Consider the following 23,936-nt stretch of genomic DNA (forward strand, 5'->3'; position numbering starts at 1 on the left):
GCGGGCTTTTTCGTTTTGCGGCTGAAGCATTTTTCCTTCGCCGCCGTGGGTCTCAGATGCGGGTGTAGTCGTCCGGTGCGGTGGCCGACTGTGCCAGCGTGGCCAGACGCTCCAGCAGCGGAGCGGGCTCGCTGTCCACCTGCAGCAGCTCGTGCTGCGAGGTCGGCACAAAACCTTGCGTCACGGTGTGCTGCATGAAGCCAAGCAGGCCGTCGTAGTAGCTCGCCGTGTTCAGCAGCCCGACCGGCTTGTCGTGGTAGCCGAGCTGGCGCCAGGTCCAGACCTCGAACAGCTCCTCGAAGGTGCCGATGCCGCCGGCCAAGGCCACGAAGGCATCGGCGCGCTCGGCCATCATCTGCTTGCGCTGGTGCATGGTCTGCACGATGTGCAGCTCGGTCAGGCCGCGATGGCCCAGCTCGCGGTCCAGCAGCGCCTGCGGGATCACGCCCACCACGGTGCCGCCGGCCGCCAGCGTGGCGTCGGCCACCACGCCCATCAGCCCGGCCCGCCCGCCGCCGTAGACCAGTTGCCATCCCCGGCGGCCGATGTGCGTGCCGACCTCGCGAGCAGCTTGTTCGTAGAGCGGCGAGGCGCCCGGGCGCGAGCCGCAGTAAACACAGAGGGAGAACGGTTTCATGGCTGCCATCTTCTCACGGCAGCGGTGTCGTCCCGGTGTCAGATCAGCCAGCGGGAGGCAATCGCCGCCAGCCAGATGCCGGCACACAGCAACACCGACAGCAGCACCGCCGCGCTGCCCATGTCCTTCGCCTTCTTCGACAGGTCGTGCAGTTCCAGCGAGATGCGGTCGATGGCCGCCTCCACCGCCGAATTGAGCAGCTCGACGATCAACACCAGCATCACGCTGCCGGCCAGCAGCGCCACTTCCATCCAAGACCGCCCGATCCAGAAGGCCAGCGGCAGCATCACGGCGGCCAGCCGGGTTTCGAGCCGGAAGGCGCTTTCGCCATGCGCAGCCAGCAATCCGTCGATCGAATAGCGGGTGGCGTGGACGATGCGGGAGAGTCCGGTGCGCCGCTTCTGCGGATGCGGGGCCAGGGCGACGGGTGAGGTGTTCAAGGGATCAGGCTTTCATCAGGGGCCGACGGGCGGCGGCAGCTGCGAGCTGCTCATGGACCAGTTGCGTCCCGCACAAGGCATCGTGCAGGAACTGCCGGCGCGGGTGCAGCAGTGCCAGTGCGGCGTACGCCAGCACCCAGCCGGCGATCACGCCGAACACCTGCGCCTTGCCGTGCCAGCCCATCCACGCGATGGCCGCGGTGGAGGGCAGGAACCAGACCCAGCTGGCCAGGAAGCGCAGCGTGGCCCGGCCCGGGCCCACTGGCGTGCCGTCGCGGCGCAGCAGGCGGATGTGCCAGGTCTTCATTGCGAGGGTCTGTCCGCCGTGCGACCAGAACCAGACGAAATAGAGCCCGAGCAAGACGAACATGAAGATCTGCAACTCGTGGCGCATCTGCAGTGCATGGCGCTGCTGCACGAGCGGCGAGAACAACAGGCCACCCAGCATCACGACGCCGAACAGCAGCACGCCTTCGTAGACGAAAGCCGCCAGGCGGCGACGCAGCCGCGGCGCCGGCCGCCCGACCGGCGCGGAGCCCATCGGCGCGGCCGTCATTTGCGCCGTGACGCGGCTGCGTCTGTCGAGGCTGCCGTGCCCTGCGGGGGCACGCGGGGCAGCAGGGTCTGGGTGTCGACCAGTTCAGGGGTGGCAACGATCTTGGGCATGCCGGCGTGCTGGTGCCCCGGCGGTGCCGGGCGTTTTGAAATGGAGGTGGTGGTGGCGCCGGGGCGGGCCTGCCGCAGCACGGGCGACAGCTGTGCTGCCGGGCCTGCCTGCGCGGGCACGGCGCCGGCCGCCGTGGCTGGCGGAGATTTTGCCTGGGCGCCGGCTGCCACGGGCGTGCCTTTTTTCGCATTGCTTCTCGCCGCCTGTGCGGCGGCGGCACGACGGGCCAGCTCGCGCCGCTCCTCGTCGCTCAGGGCTTGGTAGGCGGCCCAGCGGTCACGTCGCTCCTGCGGGGGCACGTCCTGGGCATCGTGGTAGTTCAGCCGCGCCGTGCGCCGCTCCTGGGGCGACAGGCGCACCCAGGCGTTCATGCGTTCCTGCAGGCGCTCCTTCTCGGCAGGGCTCATCGAGGCAAAGCGGGAGGCGATGCCGATCCATTTCTGCCGGCGCAGCCCATCGATGCCGGCCCACTCCCGCTGCAGCGGTCGCAATGCCGCCTGCTGCTGGGGGCTCAGTTCGTTCCAGCCGGTCCCATCCGCCGCCACGGCGGGGCTGGCGGGGGTGGGTCGGGTCTGCGCCGCGACAGGGGCAAACGCCAGCCAGCCCGCCGCCGCTGCCAGGCAGCCGAGCAGGGCAGCGCGCTGCCGGCGGCCGGCCCACCGCGTCCGGCTGGTCGGGGCGGGCAGGGTCATGGCTGGGGAGCTTTCAGGAACTCGGCGAAGCCGGGATCGGCATAGGCATCAGGTGGCAGGTCGTCGGCCAGCAGGGCCGAATCGATCTCGGCGGCTTCTTCGGCCTGGCGCTGCTCGTGCAGCCGCTCGATCAACACCAGCCCCGCCAGCAGCACCGCCACCGGCAGCAGCGAAGCGAGCGACCACCACCAGGGGCGGCCGCGCGGGTCGGAGCCGCCAGCCAGCGCCGCTGCGCCGCCATGGTGGGGCAGCACCACTGCAGCAGTGGCAGGGGCGGGCGCGGGGCGCTTGCGGCGCGCCACCGCTTGTTCGCGCGCGAAGCGCAGACGTTCGTTCAGGTCAGCAGGAAGCTGTTCACAGGATTCGGACAGCCGGGCACCGACACGGTGCCCGAAGCGGGCTTCCAGGGCCTCTTGTTCAGCGGCGTGCACAACGGTGGTGGGGGTGTTCATGGCGCAATTCCCTTTGCCTTGAGGGCGCGTGCCAAGGCAGCGACGGCTCGCGAGCAGTGGGTCTTCACACTGCCCTCCGAGCAGCCCATGACAGCGGCCGTCTCGGAGACATCGAGTTCCTCCCAGTAACGCATCACGAAGGCCTCGCGTTGACGCGCCGGCAGCTTGCCGACTTCAGCCTCGATGGCTTGCAAGGTCTGGACCCGTGAGACGGAGTCGGCCGCACTCTCGGTGCCGCTGGACTGGTCGAGTGCCTCCAGCGTTTCGAGCAGGTCGAACTCGCCTTCCGCGTCCGGCGCATTGAGCTGCGTGAAGCTCGTCATCACGCTGCGCACCTTCTGGCGGCGGAACCAGTCGGTGGTGGCATTGGACAGGATGCGCTGGAACAGCAGCGGCAGTTCGGCCGCCGCACGGTCGCCGTACTTTTCCGCCAGGCGGATCATCGCGTCCTGCACGATGTCGAGCGCGGCATCGGTGTCGCGCACCGCATAGACGGTGCGCTTGAAGGCCCGCTTGTCGACGCTCTTGAGGAATTCGGTGAGTTCTTGTTCGCTGGCCAAGGGCAGGGGCGGTCGGGGGCGCTACCGGGAATATGACCCGAAAATTATCTCATCGAGATCAAACACCGCCGAATCCGGACTCGCCGCACCGCTTTGGCGTGTCGCAATGCCATAATGCTGGCTTGCACAACAGACGGGTCTCGACTTGGACGCCCAACCCGGGCCTCCCTGTCTGATGATCACGCAGCCTCCGAATCCGCCTCACAAGGGCGAGCTGGTTTCAGCGTTGAAGAGGGGCACCGATCGTTTTTCGTTAGAGAAAATCAGAAAGGTTCTATATGGACATCTCTGCCGCTGACACCAAGCGGGCCTCTGCCATCGACGGCAAGGCCGCTGCGCAACACCCCCCTGAAGAACTGAACGGCTCCGACATCCTGGTGCGTTGCCTCCAGGCCGAAGGCGTCAAGTACATGTGGGGCTACCCCGGGGGCGCGGTCCTCTATATCTACGACGCGCTCTACAAGCAGCAGACCATCGAACACGTGCTCGTGCGCCACGAGCAGGCGGCCGTGCACGCCGCCGACGGCTACGCGCGCGCCACCGGCGAAGTCGGCGTGGCGCTGGTCACCTCCGGCCCCGGCGTCACCAATGCCATCACCGGCATCGCGACGGCCTACATGGATTCCATCCCGATGGTGATCGTCACCGGGCAGGTGCCGACACCCGCGATCGGGCTCGATGCCTTCCAGGAGTGCGACACGGTCGGCATCACGCGGCCCATCGTCAAGCACAACTTCCTGGTGAAGGACGTGCGCGAGCTGGCGCGCACGATGAAGAAGGCCTTCCACATCGCCCGCACCGGCCGGCCCGGCCCGGTGGTGGTGGACATCCCGAAGGACGTCTCGCTGAAGACCTGCGTCTTCGAATACCCCGAGACCGTCGAGATGCGCTCCTACAACCCGGTGCGCAAGGGCCATGGCGGGCAGATCCGCAAGGCGGTGCAGCTGCTGCTGTCGGCCAGGCGTCCCTACATCTACACCGGCGGCGGCGTCATCCTGGGCGAGGCCTCGGCCGAGCTGCGCGAGCTGGTGAACCTGCTGGGCTATCCCTGCACCAACACGCTGATGGGCCTGGGCGCCTTCCCGGCCAGCGACCCGAAGTTCCTCGGCATGCTGGGCATGCACGGCACCTACGAAGCCAACATGACGATGCAGAACTGCGACGTCCTGCTGGCCGTCGGTGCGCGCTTCGACGACCGCGTCATCGGCAACCCGCGGCACTTCGCGTCGGTGGAGCGCAAGATCATCCACGTCGACATCGACCCGTCGTCGATCTCCAAGCGGGTGAAGGTCGACATCCCCATCGTCGGCGACGTCAAGGACGTGCTGCAGGAGTTGATCTCGCAGATCAGGGAGCAGCAGCTGCGCCCCGACGTGCAGTCGCTGTCGAGCTGGTGGGGCCAGATCAATGAGTGGCGCAAGCGCGAGTGCCTGAGCTACAAGCGCTCCAACGAGGTCATCAAGCCGCAGCAGGTGGTCGAGACGCTCTGGGAGCTGACCAAGGACCGCGAGACCTACATCACCTCGGACGTCGGCCAGCACCAGATGTGGGCAGCGCAGTTCTACCGCTTCGACGAGCCGCGCCGCTGGATCAACTCCGGCGGCCTGGGCACGATGGGCGTGGGCCTGCCCTATGCGATGGGCATCAAGCTCGCAAAGCCGGATGCCGACGTGTTCTGCATCACCGGCGAGGGCTCCATCCAGATGTGCATCCAGGAGCTGTCCACCTGCCAGCAGTACCAGACGCCAGTGAAGGTCGTCTCGCTGAACAATGGCTACCTGGGCATGGTGCGGCAATGGCAGCAGCTGGATTACGGCGGCCGCTATTCGCACAGCTACATGGATGCGTTGCCGAACTTCGTCAAGCTGGCGGAAGCCTACGGCCATGTGGGCCTGCTGGTGGAGAAGCCCTCAGACGTCGAGCCGGCGCTGCGCGAGGCCATGAAGCTGAAGGACCGCACGGTGTTCCTCGACGTGCGGACCGACCCGACCGAAAACGTCTGGCCCATGGTGCAGGCGGGCAAGGGCATCAGCGAGATGCTGCTGGGGTCCGAGGACCTGTGAGGTGAAGAAGGCCGGCAAGGGCGTTGTCGTTACCGCGGCACGCCAGGCGCCGGTGCCTGCACCCGCAGATGACGGACAAGAACGCACGGATTCACTCTTGATCGGACAGCGTGGCCAAGGGCCGGCGGTTACCGCCGCCGGCTTGAAGAGCGCGCCGCAACGACACATGAAACACATCATCGCAGTGCTGCTGGAAAACGAAGCCGGCGCACTCTCCCGCGTGGTGGGCCTGTTCTCGGCCCGTGGCTACAACATCGAAAGCCTGACGGTGGCGCCGACCGAGGACCCCTCGCTGTCGCGCATGACCATCGTCACGACCGGCTCGGACGACGTGATCGAGCAGATCACCAAGCACCTGAACCGCCTGATCGAGGTGGTCAAGGTGGTCGACCTGACCGAGGGCAGCTTCACCGAGCGCGAGCTGATGCTCATCAAGGTGCGGGCCGTCGGCAAGGAGCGCGACGAGATGAAGCGCATGGCCGACATCTTCCGTGGTCGCATCGTCGACGTGACCGAGAAGACCTACACCATCGAGCTGACCGGCGACGCCGGCAAGCTCGACGCCTTCATCGAGGCCATCGACCGCGCCGCCATCCTGGAGACGGTTCGCACCGGCACCAGCGGCATCGGCCGGGGCGAACGCATCCTGCGCGTGTGAGCGGCCTCGCGGCACAGGCACCCTTTACCGTGAACGAGTGAACAGGTGATGGTGTGAACATGTGAGGTGGGGCATTTGACGCGGTTCGCACTCGTTCACGCGGTCGCTCGGTCACCTGTTCACGGGAATATTTTGGAGATAGAGAAATGAAGGTCTATTACGACAAGGACGCCGATCTGAGCCTCATCAAGGGCAAGAACGTGGTCATCATCGGCTACGGCTCCCAAGGCCATGCCCACGCGCAGAACCTGACCGACAGCGGCGTCAAGGTCACCGTGGCACTGCGCCGCGGCGGCGCATCCTGGGCCAAGGCCGAGAAGGCCGGCATGAAGGTGGCCGAGATCGCCGAGGCGGTGAAGTCCGCCGACGTCGTGATGATGCTGCTGCCCGACGAGCAGATCGCCGCCGTCTACCAGCAAGAAGTCGAGCCGCACATCAAGCAGGGTGCCTCGCTGGCCTTCGCGCACGGCTTCAACGTGCACTACGGTCAGGTGATCCCGCGTGCCGACCTGGACGTCTGGATGGTCGCGCCCAAGGCCCCGGGCCACACCGTGCGCTCCACCTACACCCAGGGCGGCGGCGTGCCGCACCTGATCGCGGTGCATGCCGACAAGACCGGCAAGGCGCGTGACCTGGCGCTGAGCTATGCGGCGGCCAACGGCGGCGGCAAGGCCGGCGTGATCGAGACCAACTTCCGCGAAGAGACCGAGACCGACCTGTTCGGCGAGCAGGCCGTGCTGTGCGGCGGCGCCGTCGAGCTGATCAAGGCCGGTTTCGAGACGCTGGTGGAAGCCGGCTACGCGCCCGAGATGGCCTACTTCGAATGCCTGCACGAGCTGAAGCTCATCGTGGACCTGATCTACGAAGGCGGCATCGCGAACATGAACTACTCGATCTCCAACAACGCGGAGTACGGTGAGTACGTCACCGGCCCGCGCGTGGTGACCGAAGCCACCAAGAACGCCATGCGCCAGGCGCTCAAGGACATCCAGACCGGCGAGTACGCCAAGAGCTTCATCCTGGAGAACAAGGCCGGTGCGCCGACCCTGATCTCGCGCCGTCGCCTGAATGCCGAGCACCCGATCGAGGTGGTCGGCGAGCAGCTGCGCGCGATGATGCCGTGGATCAAGAAGAACCGCCTGGTCGACCAGTCCAAGAACTGATCAAGCGTCTTCCGCGACAGGCCGCGAGCGTGCTCGCGGCTTTTTCATTGGCGGCTGATGTATTCTCGCGCCCATGCATCGCCGCCCGCGCCGCTCGCGCCGGGCGGCCCATCCGGCACGCCGCGTGCAGGGGCGGCCCATCGGGCGGCCTGAGCTGCGCTGCCATGGCCGGCGAACTGCCTGCCGGCGCCGGCCGCATCGCCCGGCTTCCACCCGCGACGCTTTCGAAAGACATGAACGACCTGCCCGACCCCGACCTGACGCCCACTCCCGAGGTGGTCCTGCGCCCGCGCCGCAAGGGGATCTACATCCTGCCCAACCTGTTCACGCTCGCAGCGCTGTTCGGCGGCTTCTACGCGGTGGTGATGGCGATGAACGGCCGCTTCGAGCAGGCCGCCATCGGCGTCTTCTGCGCCATGGTGCTCGACAGCCTGGATGGCCGCGTCGCCCGCATGACGAACACCCAGAGCGCCTTCGGCGAGCAGATGGACAGCCTGTCCGACATGGTGTCCTTCGGTGCCGCGCCGGCACTCATCGTCTATGAATGGGCGCTGCAGGGACTGAACAAGCTGGGCTGGCTGGCGGCTTTCGTCTACTGCGCCGGCGCGGCGCTGCGGCTGGCGCGCTTCAACACCAACATCGCGGTGGTCGACAAGCGCTTCTTCCAGGGCCTGCCCAGCCCGGCCGCCGCGGCACTCGTGACCGGCCTGATCTGGGTGATGGACGACCTGGGCTACCGCAATGTCGAGCAGATCGAATGGCTGCGCTGGACGGCCTTTGCGGTGACCTTGTATGCCGGCCTGACGATGGTCACCAACGTGCCGTTCTACAGCTTCAAGGACGTGAGCTTCAAGCGCTCGGTGCCCTTCATCGCCATCGTCGCGATTGCGCTTGGCTTCGCGGTGATCGCCTATCACCCGCCGCTGGTGCTGTTCGGCCTGTTCCTCGCGTACGGCGCATCGGGCTACATCGTCTATGCCATCCGCAAGGCCAAGGGCCGGCCGGTGAGCGTGATTGCCGTGTCCACCGACGAGCCGGATGAAAAAGGCTTGCATCAATGAACACGTGATATATTGGCTTCATGACGACGCACATCGCCCCCTTCGCGCTACTGCTAGCAGGAGTGTCACGGGCACGTTGATGGCACACGTCTGAGAGTTTCATCGTCCACGGCCCGCCAGCTCCCAGCTCGCGGGCCGTTTTCGTTTTCGTCACGGTCGACCACAGAGTCGACGGCAATCATCCCGCGGAGACCACCATGGCCGACAAGCTGATCATTTTCGACACGACCCTGCGTGACGGCGAGCAATCGCCCGGCGCCTCGATGACGAAGGACGAGAAGCTGCGCATCGCCCGGCAACTGGAGCGCCTGCGGGTGGACGTGATCGAGGCCGGCTTCGCTGCCTCCTCCAACGGCGACTTCGAGGCGGTGAAGGCCATCGCCGACATCATCAAGGAATCCACCGTCTGCTCGCTGGCGCGCGCCAACGACCGCGACATCTCGCGCGCGGCCGAAGCGCTGCAAGGCGCTGCCCGGGCGCGCATCCACACCTTCATCGCGACCAGCCCGCTGCACATGGAGAAGAAGCTGCGCATGACACCGGACCAGGTGTTCGAGCAGGCCAGGCAGTCGGTGCGCTTCGCGCGCAACCTGGTGGGCGACATCGAGTTTTCGCCAGAAGACGGCTACCGCTCGGAGATCGACTTCCTGTGCCGGGTGCTGGAGGCAGTGATCGACGAAGGCGCCACCACCATCAACATTCCCGACACCGTCGGCTATGCGGTGCCTGAGCTGTACGGCAACTTCATCAAGACGCTGCGCGAGCGCATTCCGAATTCGGACAAGGCGGTCTGGTCGGTGCATTGCCACAACGACCTCGGCATGGCGGTGGCCAATTCGCTGGCCGGCGTGCAGATCGGCGGCGCGCGCCAGGTGGAATGCACCATCAACGGCCTGGGCGAGCGCGCCGGCAACTGCTCGCTCGAAGAGGTGGTGATGGCGGTGCGCACGCGGCGCGACTACTTCGGGCTGCAGCTGGGCATCGACACCAGCCAGATCGTGCCCGCCTCCCGCCTGGTGTCCCAGACCACCGGCTTCGTGGTGCAGCCCAACAAGGCGGTGGTCGGCGCGAATGCGTTCGCCCATGCCTCCGGCATCCACCAGGACGGTGTGCTGAAAGCGCGCGACACCTACGAAATCATGCGGGCCGAAGATGTCGGCTGGTCCGCCAACAAGATCGTGCTGGGCAAGCTGTCGGGCCGCAACGCCTTCAAGCAGCGGCTGCAGGAGCTGGGCATCACGCTCGACTCCGAGACCGAGGTGAACGCCGCCTTCGCCCGGTTCAAGGACCTGGCCGACCGCAAGAGCGAGATCTTCGACGAGGACATCATTGCCCTGGTGGCCGACGAGAGCGTGACCAGCGAGCAGGAGCACTACCGCCTGCTGGCGCTGTCGCAGAGCTCCGAAATGGGCGAACGCCCGCATGCCAAGGTGGTCTTCGCCGCCGGCGACCAGGAGTTCCGCGCCGAGAGCGTGGGGAACGGCCCGGTGGACGCAAGCGTCAAGGCGATCGAAACCAAGGTGCAAAGTGGTGCCGAAATGTTGCTGTATTCGGTGAATGCCATCACCTCCGGCAGCACAGAATCTCAGGGTGAAGTCACGATCCGCCTGCAGCTGGGCGGCCGAGTGGTGAACGGCGTCGGGGCCGATCCGGACATCGTCGTCGCTTCGGCCAAAGCCTACCTGGCCGCGCTGAATAAGCTGCACAGCAAGTCGGAGCGCGTCGCCGCCCAGGGCTGAAGGCGAGGGCGGCCGGCACCGGCGGCCTGAGTTGTGACTTGAGGAAGGGTGCCTAAGCGTTTGATCTTGCGCGCCTTTTTCTGATCACATACACTCGTTTTGCCTGGCTGTTGGAGGTTGCCGTGTTGTCGTTACGCAAGCTGTTGGGTTCTCGTCTGGCGGTCTCCGTGATGGCCGGCTGCCTGCTTCTGGGCGGACTTCAAGGAGGCGCGCTGGCCGCCAAGAAAGCCGAAGGGAAACGGGCCGCCGCCACGTCGGCCCGCAAGGCGGTGGCCAAGCGGCCGGTACAGGAGGCGCGCACGGCGCGTGCCAAGGCACGCATCCAGAGTGCCCGCGCCTCGGTCGCCAAGAGCCGGCTGGCGGCCAAATCGGTCGCCGCGCCGCGGCGGGCCGCGGTGGTGTTGCCGGCGCCGCGCCTGTCCTACGGGCAGGTCTACGGCCTGCATGAAACCCTCGACCCGCTGGAGCTGAAGTCCAGCGTCGCATTGGTGCTGGACCAGGACACCGACGAGGTGCTGTTTAGCAAGAACTCCCAGGCGGTGCTGCCGATCGCCTCCATCACCAAGCTGATGACGGCTTTGGTGGTCGTCGAAGCGCATCAGCCGCTCGACGAGGTGCTGACCATCACCGAGGAAGACGTCGACACCGAGAAGGGCAGCAGCTCCCGCCTGTTGCCCGGCACCCAGCTGACCCGCGGCGAGATGCTGCACCTGGCGCTGATGAGCTCGGAAAACCGGGCGGCCAACGCGCTCGGCCGGCACTATCCCGGCGGCCTGCAGGCTGCCGTGGCTGCGATGAACCGCAAGGCCGCCGAAATCGGCATGGCCGACACGCGCTATGTCGAGCCGACCGGCCTGTCCAGCCGCAACCAGTCCAGCGCCCGCGACCTGGCCACGCTGGTCAAGGTGGCCCATGAATACCCGCTGATCCGCGAGCTCTCGACCTCGCCGGAATACGAAGTGGCAGTCGGCAGCCGCCACCTGCAATACCGCAACACCAATGGGTTGGTGTTCAATCCGGCCTGGCAGATCGGCCTGCAGAAGACCGGCTACATCGCCGAGGCCGGCCGCTGCCTGGTGATGCAGGCCTACATGGGCGGCCGCAAACTCATCATGGTGTTCCTGGATTCGAGCGGCCGCTATTCGCGCATTGGCGACGCGGAGCGCGTGCGCAAGTGGCTGCTGGAAGAGTTCGTCGCCCCGGTCATCGCGCCGGGCACGCCGGCGACGCCGCACACGCCGCGCGTCACGTCCTGAGGGCAAGGGCGCCTGCGGCGCCCGTCGAGATTCAGACGCAGCCCGGCTTTGCCGGGCTTTTTCATGGGCGTGGCGAGGGCGGCCGACTTCAGCCGCGGTGACCGAGCGCTGCCGAAATCTGCGCAGCGGTGGCCGTCAGCCGCTCCATCCAGCTTTCCTCCAGCCGGTCGGCCGGGGCCGAGATCGACAGGCCGGCCACCAGCTTGCCCTGGTCGTCGCGGATGCCGGCCGCCATGCAGCGCACGCCCAGCTCCAGTTCCTCGTTGTCGCGGGCGGTGCCGTACTGCTTGACGCGGGACAGCTCCCGCTCCAGCGCGCTCAACTCGGTGATGCTGTTGCGGGTGTGGCCCGACAGGCCGGTGCGGGTGGCGTAGGCACGCACCCGCTGGGGGTCGTCATTGGCCAGGAAGAGCTTGCCCACCGAGGTCAGGTGCAGCGGTGCCCGGCCGCCCACTGCCCGCACCACCTGCATGCCGGAGCGTTCGCTGTAGGTGCGTTCGATGTAGACGATCTCGTCGCCCTGGCGTACCGAGAGGTTGACCGGCTGGTGGGTCAGCTTGTGCAGCTCGCGCATCGGACCGAGCGCCGCGTCGCGCACATCGAGCCGCGCCTTCACCAGGTTGCCGAGCTCCAGCAGTCGCATGCCCAGCCGATAGCTGCCGGCCTCCGGCCGGTCAACGTAGCGGCCGACCGCCAGGTCGTTGAGGATGCGGTGGGCCGTCGACGGGTGCAGGCCGGTCTGCTCGCTGATGTCCTTGAGCGACACCGGGTCCTGGTGCGCGGCCAGCACGTCCAGCAGGGAGAACATGCGCTCCAGCACCTGGATGGTCGGGGTGCTTCCCTCGGTCTTTTTCATAGGAACGATTCTCGCCCAATCAGGCCCGTTTTTTACATGGCGAAAACGTAGGTGTCAATTGCGGCAGCGGTGAAGATAATCGCCGGCCATGACTCGAGGCGTTTTCATCCTGTGGCGCGCCGGCAGGGCGGGGCTGGGCGGCAGCCGCCGGATCCCCTCCGTGTGCGGCGCAACGGCGGCCGGCCGCCAATGCACCCTGTTGAGCGCGGGCACCATGGCGCAGGCGCGGCGGCGCGCTGGCGCCGCCGGAGGCCAGGGTCGTGGCTCGGCGGACCGGGCGGCTTTTGGCTTCAGGTGGGCCTGGCACCTGGCCCTCGTGCTGGCGCTGGTGGCCGCAGCGCAGCAGGCGCACGCGACGGGCCCGGCATCCGGGGCTGAAGAGGCTGCAGGCGCTGCTTCTGCAGCGGCCAGCCATGCCACTGGGCCGGCCGCCGCCAGCGCGTCGACGCCAGGCCCGCACACCGCACCGCCAGGCAGCACCGCCGGTACGACGGCGCCCGGCGGCGTGGCGCCGTCGGGGCCAGCTGCGGAGCCGATGTCCCCGGCGCTGGCCCGAGCTGCGCAGGCCTTGTCCGCCGCTGCGGCGCAGCCGCGGCAATGGACGCGGGTGGCGCGCAACCGGGGGCGGCTCACGGCTGCGCAGCTGGGCCTGGTGATCAATACCGCCGATCCGTACTCGGTCCAGGTCGGCGAGTTCTATGCCCGGGCGCGCGGGCTGCAGCCGCAGCAGGTGTTGCGACTGCGGCTGCCGGTCAAGGCCGTGCTGGGCGTCGACGAGTTCGAGGCGCTGGCGGCCCAGATCCACGAGCACTTCGATGCTGAAGGCGGCTTCCAGCCCGAGGCGCTGGCCTTGGCCTGGACGCAGCCCTACGCGGTGAACTGCAACTCGATCACCGGCGCGCTGGCGCTGGGCTATGACGCCGGCCTGTGCCGCAACAGCTGTGCTGCACCGGCGCGTGCCTCGCCCTACCTGAACACGCCGACGGCCCGCCCCTGGAGCGAGCTGCGGCTGCGCCCGTCCATGCTGCTGGCCTCCTCGAGTGTCGAGGCGGCCAAGGCGATGATCGAGCGCGGTGTGGCGGCCGACCGCAGCCTCGGCCTGCGCGGGGCGCCGCCGGCCCATGTTCACTTCGTCGCCACGGCGGATGCCGCGCGGTCGGTGCGGACGCGGCTGTTTCCGCCGGACGGGCCGCTGACCCCGTTCGGCGTGGTGGTGCACGCCCAGGAGGCAGAGGCGCCGCGTTCACCCCAGCGGGTGCTGCTGTACCTGACCGGCGCGGTGCGCGTGCCTCATCTTGACGAGGTGGACTTCCTGCCTGGCGCGCTGGCCGACCACCTGACCTCCTACGGTGGCAGGCTGGACGACGGGCGCACGCAGATGAGCGCGCTCAGCTGGCTGCAGGCCGGAGCCACCGCCAGCTACGGCACCGTCAGCGAACCCTGCAACCACCTGCAGAAGTTCCCGCATCCACAGCTGCTGCTGCTGCACTACCTGCAGGGCAGCAGCGCGGTGGAGGCCTACTGGAAAAGCGTGGCCTGGCCGCAGCAGGGCGTGTTTGTCGGCGAGCCGCTGGCCGCGCCCTTCGCGCGTCGCTAGCAGGAGCAGCGGGCCCGGGCCCGCCGTGGCCTTCGATGCCGGCGGTCGCCTTGCGTTTCCCTTTCCTTGCGTAGCCGCAGCGCCAGCACGGCACGGGCAGCAGCACCGAGACCGGCACGAGCGGTCGCAGTCGAAGTGGCGACGCGACGCCGGATCACCGGATCACCGGATCACCAGATCACCGGATCGCCGTGCTGCCGATCGCCGCCGGCCTGCCGGCCACTCAGTCGAACAGGCCCCGCGCTGCCTGCACGCCCGACCGCACCGCACCTTCCAGCGTGGCCGGATAAGGGCCCTCGACATAGTCGCCGGCCGCCCACAAGCGTGGCGCCAGGCGGGGCTGTGGCCGTTGCAGGCCCGGCTGGCAGACGAATGTCGCGCGTTTTTCAATCATCGTGCGCACCAGCCGCAGCGGCGGGCGGAAGAAGCGGCCCAGCGTGGCGTCGGCCTGCGCGAGCACCGCTTCGCCGGTGGCGGCGAGGCCGCGCTCGGCCCACGGACGGGCGCCACTCACCACGAAGGCCAGCAAACCCTGCGGCCCGTCGAGCTGGCCGTGGTCGAAGACGAACTGGGCCGGTGCCTGCGGGCCGGCATGCAAGGCCAGCATCGGCGCGGGCAGCCGCACCCCGCTGCCACGGGCATAGACCGTGATGATGGGCTCGAAGGGCAGGGCATCTGCACCGTTGGCCCAGCCGGCAGCGAGCGGCCGGGCCAGCCGGGCCGCCTCGATGGGCGAGCAGGCGAGGATGACCCCGTCGAAGGCCTCGTCGCCAACCTGCCAACCGGCGCCAGCCGGCGCCAGCTGCAGCACCCGGTGCCCCAGCTGGACCCGGGCGCCGGCATCCAGCAGCCATTGCCCGGCTGCATCGGGAAACAGCCGGCTGAGGTCAACGCGCGGCAGCAACAGGTCGGACGACCCCGGACCGGAAAACAGGGCGTCCTTCAGCACGCGCAGGAAGACGGCCGCGCTGGCCTGCTCGGCCGGCGTGTTGAGCGCCGCCACGCACAGCGGGTCGATCAGGTCGTCGCGCAGGCGCTGCGGCAGCTGCCGGCACAGAGCCGCCACGGTCAGCTGCGGTGCGCAGCGGAAACCGGCCAGCGCCCACCGCAAGCTGGCTGCGAGCAAGGCACACCGCTCCGACCAGCGCCAGGCCGACTGGTGCAGCACCGCGCCCGCGAAGGCGAGCAAGGGCGGGCCGGGCCGCAGCATCAGGCCGCTGCCATCGGGGTAGACCAGCCGCAGCGGCTCGCGCAGCAGCGCGAGCGTCGTCTTCACGCCGACCTGCCGCATCAGCCGCAGGCTCTCGGTGTAGGCACCGATCAGGATGTGCTGGCCGTTGTCGAGCGGAAAACCCTCCACCTCGACGCGGCGTGCGCGCCCGCCCAGTTGCCTGGCCATCTCGAACAGCGTGACGTCATGGCCCTGGTCGATGCACTGCACCGCGGCGGCGCAGCCCGCCCAGCCGCCGCCGATCACCGCCACCCGGCGCGCCACGCCTCAGCGCCCCCGCCACTGGGTGCGCCAGGCGATCCACAGCTTGCGCAAGGGCGTCAGCGAGATGCGCTGGTGCAGCACCTGGAAGTTCTCGGACTCGATCTCGCGCAGCAGGGTGCGGTAGATGTTGGCCATCATCAGCCCAGGCTTCTGCGCCCGGCGGTCTGCCTCGGGCAGCAGCGCCAGCGCTTCGTCGTAGCAGCGGTGGGCCCGCTCGGCCTGGAACTTCATCAGCGCGGTGAAGCGATCGCTGTAGCCGCGGTTGAGCACCTCGTGCGCCTTCACGTCGAACTGCTGCAGCTCGCTCACCGGCAGGTAGATGCGGCCGCGCCGCGCGTCGTCGCCGACGTCGCGGATGATGTTGGTGAGCTGCAGCGCCAGGCCGAGCTGGTGCGCGTACTGCACCGTGGCGGGTTCGGTGCGGCCGAAGATGCCCGAGGCCACCTCGCCGACCACCCCCGCCACCAGGTGGCAGTATTTCTGCAGGCCGGCGAAGTCGAGGTAGCGGGTCTGCTCCAGGTCCATCTGGCAGCCATCGACCACCGCCTGCAGGTGGGCGGCGGTGATGCCGTATTCGGCCGCCAGCGGCATCAGCGCCTGCATCACTGGATGGCTTGGCTGGCCGGCAAAGGCCTGCTGCACTTCCTTACGCCACCAGAGCAGCTTGGTCTGGGCCACATGGGGGTCGGAGACCTCGTCCACCACGTCGTCCACCTCACGGCAGAAGGCATAGAAGGCAGTGATGGCGGCCCGCCGCGGCGGCGGCAGGAAGAGGAAGGCGTAGTAGAAGCTGGACCCGCTGGCGGCCGCCTTGTTCTGTACGTATTGTTCTGGAGTCATGTCGACGGCTCGGTTTGAGGGGGACGCGGCACCCGCCCGAGGAGGGCGCGCCACAGCGTCGGCGGCGCGTCCCAGGCGCGCAGCACCGGGCGCTGGTGCAGGGTGCCGCAGTCCAGTCGCTCGATTTTCTCAAGAATCCGCAGGCCGCCCTGGACCACCAGGCGCAACTCCCAGCCGAAGCGCCCCGGCAGGCGCCGCGCCAGCGGCCCGCCCTGCCACATCAGCTCCTGCGCCCAGCGGACCATCGAGCGCACCAGCGCCCGGGTGGCCGGTGTCTCCTGCTGGGCCAGCAACGAGGCGGCCGGCACCTGGTGGTGGCGGCAGTCCTCCAGCGGGATGTAGAGCCGGTCCCGGGTGGTGTCGATGCTCAGGTCCTGCCAGAAGTTGATCAGCTGCAGCGAGGTGCAGATGGCATCGGACTGCGCCAGCGAGGTGTCGTCGCCAACGCCGTACAGGTGCAGCAGCAGGCGGCCGATCGGGTTGGCCGAACGGCGGCAGTAGTCCAGCAGTTCCTCGCGGTGCAGGTAGCGGTGCTTGACGACGTCCTGCTCGAACGCGCTCAGCAGGTCTTCGAGCAGGGCAGGCGGCAGTCCGAACTGCCGCTGCACCCGGCCGAGCGGCTCGAACACCTCGCGCCAGCGCGAGCTTGGCGCCTCCTGCGCCAGCATGCGGGCCAGCTCGACCCGGTAGGCCGCCAGGTCGGCCAGGCGTTCCGCGGTGCTGCGCTGGCCTTCGTCGGCCAGGTCATCGGCAGTGCGGGCATACCAGTAGATCGCGGTGACGGCGGGCCGCAGGTGAGGCGGACACAGGGCCGAGGCGACGGGGAAGTTTTCGTAGTGGTTGACGCTCACGGGCCGGCATTGTCCTCTTTCCAGGGGACGCTGCCCGCATGCCCCGCTTCTGCGGCGCCGACCGCCGCCCTGCCGCCACTGCACGAGGGGCGGTGCACGGTCGGCTCGTCGCGCCGGGCGCTCGACGGTGTCCCGCCTGTGCCGTTTGACACCACCTCAAAAGCTTCATACATTACTGACCGGTCAGTCAGTTAATCAGGTCCTGCATATATTAAATGGCGCACGCGGCCCGCACGCGCTGCAGCGAGAGCAGGGCCTGCACATTCGCTAGGACTTGCATGCGCACCCTTCAGCCCTCCCTTCTTGTTCCGCTCGGCCTGGCCTTGGCGCTGGCCGCCTGCTCCAAGCCAGCGCCCACGCCCGAGCCGATTCGCTCGGTGCGCACGATGACGGTCGCCCCAGCCAGCGCGGCAGCCACGCTGGAATACGCGGCGGAAGTGCGCGCCCGCACCGAGTCGCGCCTGGGCTTCCGGGTGGCCGGCAAGATGGTGCGCCGCGCGGTCGACCTGGGCGACGCGGTCAAGAGTGGCCAGGTGCTGGCCCAGCTCGACCCGCAGGACCTGCGGCTGAGCCAGGAGGCGGCGCGAGCCGGCCTGTCGGCGGCGCAGGCCACGCTGGACCAGGCCGAGGCCGACTACAAGCGCTTCAAGGAGCTGCGCGACCAGGGCTTCATCAGCTCGGCCGAGCTGGAGCGGCGCGACACCGCGCTCAAGTCGGCCCGCGCGCAGCACCAGCAGGCGCTGGCGCAGGCGAGCGCGCAGGGCAACCAGACGGCCTACACCTCGCTGGTGGCCGATGCGAGCGGCGTGGTCACCGCGGTGGAGGCGGAGCCCGGCGCCGTCGTGGCTGCCGGCACGCCGGTGCTGCGGCTGGCCCACGATGGCCCCCGCGACGTCGTGTTCTCGGTGCCTGAAGACAAGATCGCCTTGTTCAAGCAGCTGGCGCGGCAGGATGCGGTGCTGCAGGTGCGGCTGTGGAGCGACGACGCGCGTCAGCCGCTGCCCGCCAAGATCCGCGAGCTGGCGGCGGCGGCCGACCCGGTCACGCGCACCTATCTCGTCAAGGCCGACATCGGACGACCGGAGGTCAAGCTCGGTCAGACCGCCACCGTGCAGGTGCAGCTGCCGCAGGAAGCGGGTGGCACCAAGCTGCCGCTGTCGGCCTTGCGGGAGGATGCGCAGGGCAGCTCCGTCTGGGTGCTCGACCGGCAGACCATGACGGTGAAGGCGCAGCCGGTGCGCGTCGCCGGTGCCGACGGCAACGAAGTGCTGATCGGCGGCGGCTTGCAGCCCGGGCAGACGGTGGTGACCGCCGGCGTGCATGTGCTGACGGCCGGGCAGAAGGTCAAGCTCTACCAGGAGCCCGGCAGCACCAGTGCCGGCGCCACCGGTGGTGCGGCCGGCAGCGGCCCGGACGTCGCCCTGACGCGGCAGGACGCCGCACGGCAAGGCCACTGAGCGGCGGGGACGGACGTGCAAGAACCACAAGACCTGTCCAAGGCCACCGGCCGTTTCAACATCTCCCGCTGGGCACTGGAACACCCGGCACTGACGCGCTACCTGATGGTGGTGCTCGTGGTGCTCGGCGTCGCCGCCTATTTCCAGCTGGGGCAGGACGAAGACCCGCCCTTCACCTTCCGCGCCATGGTCGTGCGGGCCTACTGGCCCGGCGCCACCGCGGAGCAGATGGCCCAGCAGGTCTCCGACAAGATCGAGAAGACACTGCAGGAGGTGCCCTATGCCGACAAGATCCGCAGCTACGCCAAGCCCGGCGAGGCCCTGATCATCTTCCAGCTGAAGGACTCCTCGCCGCCCAAGGAAGTCAGCAATGTCTGGTACCAGGCGCGCAAGAAGATCGGCGACATGCGCTCCACGCTGCCACAGGGCGTGGTCGGGCCGTTCTTCAACGACGAATTCGGTGATGTGTTCGGCTCCATCTACGCACTGTCGGCCGACGGCTTCAGCTATGAGGAGCTGCGCCAGCATGCCGACCGGGTGCGCCAGCGCCTGCTGAAGGTGCCCGACGTCGCCAAGGTCGAGTTCTTTGGCGTGCAGGACGAGAAGCTCTTCGTCGAGATCTCGCAACGCCGGCTGGCCCAGCTGGGCATCGACTTCAACCAGGTGATCAGCCAGCTCGGCGCACAGAACGCGGTCGAGGGCGGTGGCGTGCTGCAGGCGGGCAGCGACAACCTGCAGGTGCGCATCGGCGGCCAGTTCGGCTCGGTGGAAGACCTGCGAGCCTTTCCGATCCGCGCATCCAACCCGGCCACCGGCGCCTCGAGCACGTTGCGGCTGGGTGACATCGCCGAGATCCGGCGCGCCTATGTCGATCCGCCGCAGGTCAAGGTGAGGCACCAGGGCAAGGAAGTCATCGCCCTCGGCATCTCCATGGCCAAGGGCGGCGACATCATCCGGCTCGGTGAGCGGCTGAACGCGGCGGTGGGCCAGATCCGCCAGGACCTGCCGGCCGGCATCGAGATGAGCCAGGTGCAGGACCAGCCGGCGGCGGTCACGCGCTCGGTGGGCGAATTCGTCAAGGTGCTGGTCGAGGCGGTGGTGGTGGTGCTGGCGGTCAGCTTCATCAGCCTGGGCCTGCACACCCGGCCGCTGCGCATCGATGTGTGGCCCGGCTTGGTGGTGGCCATCACCATCCCGCTGGTGTTGGCCATCACCTTCGTCACCATGCTGTACTGGGGCGTGGGCCTGCACAAGATCTCGCTCGGCGCGCTCATCATCGCGCTCGGCCTGCTGGTGGACGACGCGATCATCGCGGTCGAGATGATGGTGCGCAAGCTGGAGGAGGGCTACGACAAGATGCGTGCCGCCACCTTCGCCTACGATGTCACCGCCATGCCCATGCTGACCGGCACGCTGATCACCGCGGTGGGCTTCCTGCCGATCGGCATGGCCAAGTCCACGGTTGGCGAGTACACCTTCGCCATCTTCGCCGTGACCACCGCTGCGCTGCTGATCTCGTGGCTGGTGTCGGTCTACTTCGTTCCCTACATCGGCGCGCTGCTGCTGAAGACGCATGCGCGCGAGCCGGGCCAGGCGCACGAGTTGTTCGACACCCCGTTCTACAGCCGCTTCCGCAAGGTGGTGAACTGGTGCGTGAAGCGGCGCTGGCTCACCATCGGCATCACGGTGGCGACGCTCGCGCTGGGCGTGGTCGGCATGGGCCGGGTGCAGCAGCAGTTCTTCCCCGACTCAAGTCGGCCCGAGATCCTGGTGGACCTGTGGCTGCCCGAGGGCGCGAGCTTCGCCGCCTCCGAACAGGTAGCCAAGCGCTTCGAGGCGCGCGTGGTGAAGGAAGCCGGCGTGCAGAGCGTGACCACTTGGGTGGGCAGCGGCGTGCCGCGCTTCTACCTGCCGCTGGACCAGGTGTTTCCTCAGACCAACGTCAGCCAGGCCATCGTGCTGCCGGCCAGCCTGGAGGAGCGCGAGGCGCTGCGCAAGCGCCTGCCGGCCCTGCTGGCTGAGGAATTCCCGGAAGTGCGCGGCCGCGTGAAGCTGCTGCCCAACGGGCCGCCGGTGCCGTATCCGGTGCAGTTCCGCGTGATGGGCCCGGACATCAAGGAACTGCGCAAGTGGGCCGACGAGGCCAAGGCCCTGATGCGCAGCCATCCCGACGCGCGCCAGGTCAACGACAACTGGAACGAATCGGTCAAGGTGCTGCGCCTGGAGGTGGACCAGGACAAGGCCCGTGCATTGGGCGTCAGCAGCCAGAGCATCGCCCAGGCCTCGCGCACCATCCTGTCCGGCACCACCATCGGCCAGTACCGCGAAGGCGACCGGCTCATCGACATCGTGCTGCGCCAGCCCAAGGACGAGCGCGATGCCATCACCGACATCGGCAACGCCTACCTGCCCACGGCCAGCGGCCGCTCCATCCCGCTGACGCAGATCGCGCGCATCAGCCACACCTGGGAGCCGGGCGTGCTGTGGCGCGAGAACCGCGATTTCGCCGTGACCGTGCAGGCCGACGTGGCCGACGGGGTGCAGGGGCCCACCATCAGCAGCGCGCTGTGGCCTCGCATGCAGGAGCTGCAGGCCCGCATGCCGGTGGGCTACCACATCGAGCTGGCCGGCACTGCCGAGGAAAGCAGCAAGGGCCAGGGCTCGATCTTCGCCAACGTGCCGGTCATGCTGTTCCTGACCTTCACCTTGCTGATGCTGCAGCTGCAGAGCTTCTCGCGCTCGCTGCTGGTCTTCCTGACCGGGCCGATGGGCATCGCCGGTGTCGCCGGGGCCCTGTTGCTGCTGGGGCGGCCCTTCGGCTTCGTGGCGATGCTGGGCGTGATCGCGCTGATGGGCATGATCATGCGCAACTCGGTGATCCTGATCGACCAGATCGAGCAGGAGCGCGCGCGCGGCGTGCCGACCTGGGAGGCCATCGTCGAATCGGCGGTGCGGCGCTTCCGGCCGATCGTGCTGACCGCGGCGGCTGCGGTGCTGGCCATGATCCCGCTGTCGCGAAGCGTGTTCTGGGGCCCGATGGCGGTGGCCATCATGGGTGGCCTGGTGGTCGCGACGGCCCTCACGCTGCTGGCCCTGCCGGCGATGTACGCGGCCTGGTTCCGCGTCAAACCGCAAGAGGTTCGCCGGGAAGGCTCCGCTCCGGGCTAAAATAGTCGGTTCGCCGTACAACCTAAAAAAGGGAGCCTAGGCTCCCTTTTCGATGTTCAGAAAAAGCGCGCGGGTGGCGAAATTGGTAGACGCACCAGGTTTAGGTCCTGACGCCAGCAATGGTGTGGGGGTTCGAGTCCCCCCCCGCGCACCACACTCAACGAGAGAGATCACCATGGCCGTGACTGTTGAAACCCTCGACAAACTGGAACGCAAGATCACGCTGACGCTGTCGGCAGACGTCATCAACAACGAGGTGGAGTCGCGCCTGAAGCGTCTGGCGCGCACCGTCAAGGCCGATGGTTTCCGTCCCGGCAAGGTGCCGATGAGCCTGGTGGCACAGCGCCATGGCTACGCAGTGCAGTACGAGGTGATGAACGACAAGGTCGGCGAAGCTTTCGCCAAGGCCGTGTCCGAAGCGCAACTGCGCGTGGCCGGTGCTCCGCGCATCGCCGAGAAGGAAGGCGCGCCGGAAGGCCAGATGGCCTTCGACGCCACCTTCGAGGTCTACCCCGAAGTGAAGATCGGCGACCTGTCGGCCGTCGAGATCGAGCGGGTGTCCACCGAGGTGAGCGACGCCGCCATCGACAAGACCTTGGAGATCCTGCGCAAGCAGCGCCGCACCTTCGCCCAGCGCCCGGCCGCCGAGCCGGCGGCCGACGGTGACCGCGTGACGATCGACTTCGACGGCAAGATCGACGGCGAGCGCTTCGCTGGCGGCAAGGCCGAAGACTTCCAGTTCATCCTCGGCGAAGGCCGCATGCTGGAAGAGTTCGAGAAGGCCGTGCGCGGCATGAAGACGGGCGAATCGAAGACCTTCCCGCTGAAGTTCCCCGACGACTACCACGGCAAGGACGTGGCCGGCAAGGAAGCCGACTTCCTGGTGACGCTGAAGAAGATCGAGGAGCAGAAGCTGCCCGAGATCAACGAAGCGTTTGCCGAGTCGCTGGGCATTCCCGAGGGTTCGCTGGACGCGCTGCGCGCCGACATCAAGAAGAACCTGGAGCGTGAAGTCAAGTTCCGCGTGCTGGCCCGCAACAAGAACGCCGTGATGGAAGCGCTGAGCCAGGCCGCCGAGCTGGACCTGCCGAAGTCGCTGGTGCAGAACGAGGTTGACCGCATGGTGGCCGGCGCCCGCGCCGACCTGAAGAACCGCGGCATCAAGGACGCCGACAACGCGCCGATCCCGGCCGACGTGTTCCAGCCGCAGGCCGAGCGCCGCGTGCGTCTGGGCCTGGTGGTGGCCGAGCTGGTCAAGGCCAACGAGCTGCAAGCCAAGCCGGAGCAGATCAAGGCTCACATCGAAGAGCTGGCCCAGAGCTACGAGAAGCCGCAGGAAGTGGTGCGCTGGTACCTGAGCGACAACCAGCGCCTGGCCGAGGTCGAGGCGGTGGTGCTGGAGAACAACGTCACCGACTTCGTGCTCGGCAAGGCCAAGGTCACCGACAAGAGCCTGGCTTTCGACGAACTGATGGGCGCCTGAGGCCCCGTTTTCTGAGATGCTGCAAGGGGCGCCGGCGCAAGCCGGCGCCCTTTTCGTTTCCGGGGACAGCCCCTTGTCCCCTCATAATTCGCCCTCAGATTCCCAGCAAGAACCACCGGAAGGATTCCATGAGCGCATTGGATACGCAGAACCTGGGCATGGTGCCCATCGTCATCGAGCAGTCGGGCCGCGGTGAGCGGGCCTACGACATCTACAGCCGCCTGCTGCGGGAGCGGGTGGTGTTCCTGGTGGGGCCGGTCAACGACCAGACGGCCAACCTGGTGGTGGCGCAATTGCTGTTCCTGGAGAGCGAGAATCCGGACAAGGACATCTCGCTGTACATCAATTCGCCGGGTGGCTCGGTGAGCGCCGGCATGTCGATCTTCGACACCATGCAGTTCATCAAGCCCGACGTCTCCACACTGTGCATGGGCATGGCCGCCAGCATGGGCGCCTTCTTGCTGGCCGCCGGCGCAAAGGGCAAGCGCTATGCGCTGCCCAACTCGCGCATCATGATCCACCAGCCGCTGGGGGGCGCCCAGGGGCAGGCCACCGACATCGAGATCCAGGCCCGCGAGATCCTCAAGCTGCGTGAAAACCTCAACAAAATCCTCTCCGAGCGCACCGGGCAGCCGCTGGAGAAGATCCAGAACGACACGGAGCGGGATTTTTTCATGGCGCCCGACGAAGCGAAGAGCTACGGTCTGATCGACCAAGTGCTGGAGAAGCGCGGCTGAAGCGGCCGGCTCGCGGCGGTGGGCGCCTCCGGGCGAACCCTGATTCGCGAGCGGTTATTCAGCA

General features: G+C 68.0%; 21 protein-coding genes and 1 tRNA gene. 12 read left to right on the forward strand and 10 right to left on the reverse strand.

All coding sequences use genetic code 11. The features are described from left to right. Positions 1 to 52: 52 nt before the first annotated feature. Genes N7L95_RS23575 through N7L95_RS23600 form a run of 6 tightly spaced genes read right to left on the reverse strand, consistent with a single transcriptional unit; the run spans position 53 to position 3,448 of the window. A complete protein-coding gene (locus N7L95_RS23575) occupies positions 53 to 646 on the reverse strand; it encodes an LOG family protein (protein WP_435870041.1) in 594 nt (197 codons plus the stop codon). Positions 647 to 675: 29 nt separating this feature from the next. Beyond that, positions 676 to 1,077 (reverse strand): diacylglycerol kinase, encoded by a 402-nt coding sequence (locus tag N7L95_RS23580; protein WP_301257678.1) that lies wholly within the window; start codon positions 1,075 to 1,077, stop codon positions 676 to 678. A 4-nt stretch (positions 1,078 to 1,081) separates the two neighbouring features. Beyond that, positions 1,082 to 1,633: an RDD family protein gene (locus N7L95_RS23585; RefSeq protein ID WP_301257679.1), complete on the reverse strand. Its 552-nt coding sequence runs from the start codon at positions 1,631 to 1,633 to the stop codon at positions 1,082 to 1,084. Further along, positions 1,630 to 2,436, reverse strand: a complete 807-nt coding sequence (locus N7L95_RS23590; RefSeq protein WP_301257680.1) for a DUF3106 domain-containing protein — start codon at positions 2,434 to 2,436, stop codon at positions 1,630 to 1,632. Before N7L95_RS23590 ends, N7L95_RS23585 begins: the two co-directional genes overlap by 4 nt. Continuing rightward, complete coding sequence (locus N7L95_RS23595) at positions 2,433 to 2,888, reverse strand: DUF3619 family protein (RefSeq protein ID WP_301257681.1); 456 nt, start codon at positions 2,886 to 2,888, stop codon at positions 2,433 to 2,435. The genes N7L95_RS23590 and N7L95_RS23595 overlap by 4 nt, the downstream gene beginning before the upstream one ends. Then, entirely contained in the window at positions 2,885 to 3,448 is a 564-nt protein-coding gene (locus tag N7L95_RS23600) for an RNA polymerase sigma factor (protein WP_301257682.1), read from the reverse strand. The genes N7L95_RS23595 and N7L95_RS23600 overlap by 4 nt, the downstream gene beginning before the upstream one ends. Positions 3,449 to 3,726: 278 nt before the next feature. On the opposite strand from N7L95_RS23600, the gene N7L95_RS23605 reads away from it, so the two are divergent. The 6 genes from N7L95_RS23605 (at position 3,727) to pbpG (ending at position 11,388) form a co-directional block, all read left to right on the forward strand. Next, the gene (locus tag N7L95_RS23605; RefSeq protein ID WP_301257683.1) at positions 3,727 to 5,511 is read left to right on the forward strand and encodes an acetolactate synthase 3 catalytic subunit; all 1,785 of its coding nucleotides are present in this window, start codon (positions 3,727 to 3,729) and stop codon (positions 5,509 to 5,511) included. 166 nt (positions 5,512 to 5,677) lie between these two features. Beyond that, positions 5,678 to 6,169: an acetolactate synthase small subunit gene (ilvN, locus tag N7L95_RS23610; RefSeq protein ID WP_301257684.1), complete on the forward strand. Its 492-nt coding sequence runs from the start codon at positions 5,678 to 5,680 to the stop codon at positions 6,167 to 6,169. Positions 6,170 to 6,315: 146 nt separating this feature from the next. Continuing rightward, positions 6,316 to 7,332: a ketol-acid reductoisomerase gene (gene ilvC, locus N7L95_RS23615; RefSeq protein ID WP_301257685.1), complete on the forward strand. Its 1,017-nt coding sequence runs from the start codon at positions 6,316 to 6,318 to the stop codon at positions 7,330 to 7,332. A 233-nt stretch (positions 7,333 to 7,565) separates the two neighbouring features. Next, a complete protein-coding gene (gene pssA / locus N7L95_RS23620) occupies positions 7,566 to 8,393 on the forward strand; it encodes a CDP-diacylglycerol--serine O-phosphatidyltransferase (RefSeq protein WP_301257686.1) in 828 nt (275 codons plus the stop codon). 197 nt (positions 8,394 to 8,590) lie between these two features. Further along, positions 8,591 to 10,132 carry a 2-isopropylmalate synthase gene (locus tag N7L95_RS23625; protein WP_301257687.1) on the forward strand — a complete coding sequence of 514 codons (1,542 nt, stop codon included), beginning with the start codon at positions 8,591 to 8,593 and terminating at the stop codon, positions 10,130 to 10,132. 125 nt (positions 10,133 to 10,257) lie between these two features. Beyond that, positions 10,258 to 11,388: a D-alanyl-D-alanine endopeptidase gene (pbpG, locus tag N7L95_RS23630; RefSeq protein WP_435870111.1), complete on the forward strand. Its 1,131-nt coding sequence runs from the start codon at positions 10,258 to 10,260 to the stop codon at positions 11,386 to 11,388. A gap of 88 nt (positions 11,389 to 11,476) precedes the next feature. Here pbpG and N7L95_RS23635 read toward each other — a convergent pair whose 3' ends face one another. Next, the gene (locus N7L95_RS23635; RefSeq protein WP_301257688.1) at positions 11,477 to 12,244 is read right to left on the reverse strand and encodes an IclR family transcriptional regulator; all 768 of its coding nucleotides are present in this window, start codon (positions 12,242 to 12,244) and stop codon (positions 11,477 to 11,479) included. Positions 12,245 to 12,779: 535 nt separating this feature from the next. Between N7L95_RS23635 and N7L95_RS23640 the strand changes: the two genes are divergently transcribed. Beyond that, positions 12,780 to 13,841, forward strand: coding sequence for a TIGR03790 family protein (locus N7L95_RS23640; RefSeq protein WP_301257689.1), 1,062 nt, complete (start codon positions 12,780 to 12,782; stop codon positions 13,839 to 13,841). Positions 13,842 to 14,064: 223 nt separating this feature from the next. Here N7L95_RS23640 and hpnE read toward each other — a convergent pair whose 3' ends face one another. The 3 genes from hpnE to hpnC are packed head-to-tail and all read right to left on the reverse strand — an operon-like array spanning position 14,065 to position 17,027. Continuing rightward, entirely contained in the window at positions 14,065 to 15,336 is a 1,272-nt protein-coding gene (hpnE, locus tag N7L95_RS23645; RefSeq protein ID WP_301257690.1) for a hydroxysqualene dehydroxylase HpnE, read from the reverse strand. 3 nt (positions 15,337 to 15,339) lie between these two features. Then, entirely contained in the window at positions 15,340 to 16,176 is an 837-nt protein-coding gene (gene hpnD, locus N7L95_RS23650; protein ID WP_301257691.1) for a presqualene diphosphate synthase HpnD, read from the reverse strand. Next, on the reverse strand, positions 16,173 to 17,027 hold the full coding sequence (gene hpnC / locus N7L95_RS23655) for a squalene synthase HpnC (protein ID WP_301257692.1): 855 nt from the start codon (positions 17,025 to 17,027) through the stop codon (positions 16,173 to 16,175). The genes hpnD and hpnC overlap by 4 nt, the downstream gene beginning before the upstream one ends. 278 nt (positions 17,028 to 17,305) lie before the next feature. Between hpnC and N7L95_RS23660 the strand changes: the two genes are divergently transcribed. The 5 genes from N7L95_RS23660 (at position 17,306) to clpP (ending at position 23,872) form a co-directional block, all read left to right on the forward strand. After that, a complete protein-coding gene (locus N7L95_RS23660) occupies positions 17,306 to 18,484 on the forward strand; it encodes an efflux RND transporter periplasmic adaptor subunit (protein ID WP_301257693.1) in 1,179 nt (392 codons plus the stop codon). Positions 18,485 to 18,499: 15 nt separating this feature from the next. Continuing rightward, positions 18,500 to 21,652 (forward strand): efflux RND transporter permease subunit, encoded by a 3,153-nt coding sequence (locus tag N7L95_RS23665; protein WP_301257694.1) that lies wholly within the window; start codon positions 18,500 to 18,502, stop codon positions 21,650 to 21,652. Positions 21,653 to 21,719: 67 nt separating this feature from the next. Then, positions 21,720 to 21,806: transfer RNA gene (locus tag N7L95_RS23670), tRNA-Leu, on the forward strand. Positions 21,807 to 21,827: 21 nt separating this feature from the next. Continuing rightward, a complete protein-coding gene (tig, locus tag N7L95_RS23675) occupies positions 21,828 to 23,135 on the forward strand; it encodes a trigger factor (protein WP_301257695.1) in 1,308 nt (435 codons plus the stop codon). 128 nt (positions 23,136 to 23,263) lie between these two features. Then, a complete protein-coding gene (gene clpP / locus N7L95_RS23680) occupies positions 23,264 to 23,872 on the forward strand; it encodes an ATP-dependent Clp endopeptidase proteolytic subunit ClpP (protein WP_301257696.1) in 609 nt (202 codons plus the stop codon). Positions 23,873 to 23,936: the final 64 nt, after the last annotated feature.

It is taken from the genome of Eleftheria terrae, from assembly GCF_030419005.1.
GTDB classification, from domain to species: Bacteria; Pseudomonadota; Gammaproteobacteria; order Burkholderiales; family Burkholderiaceae_C; genus Caldimonas; species Caldimonas terrae.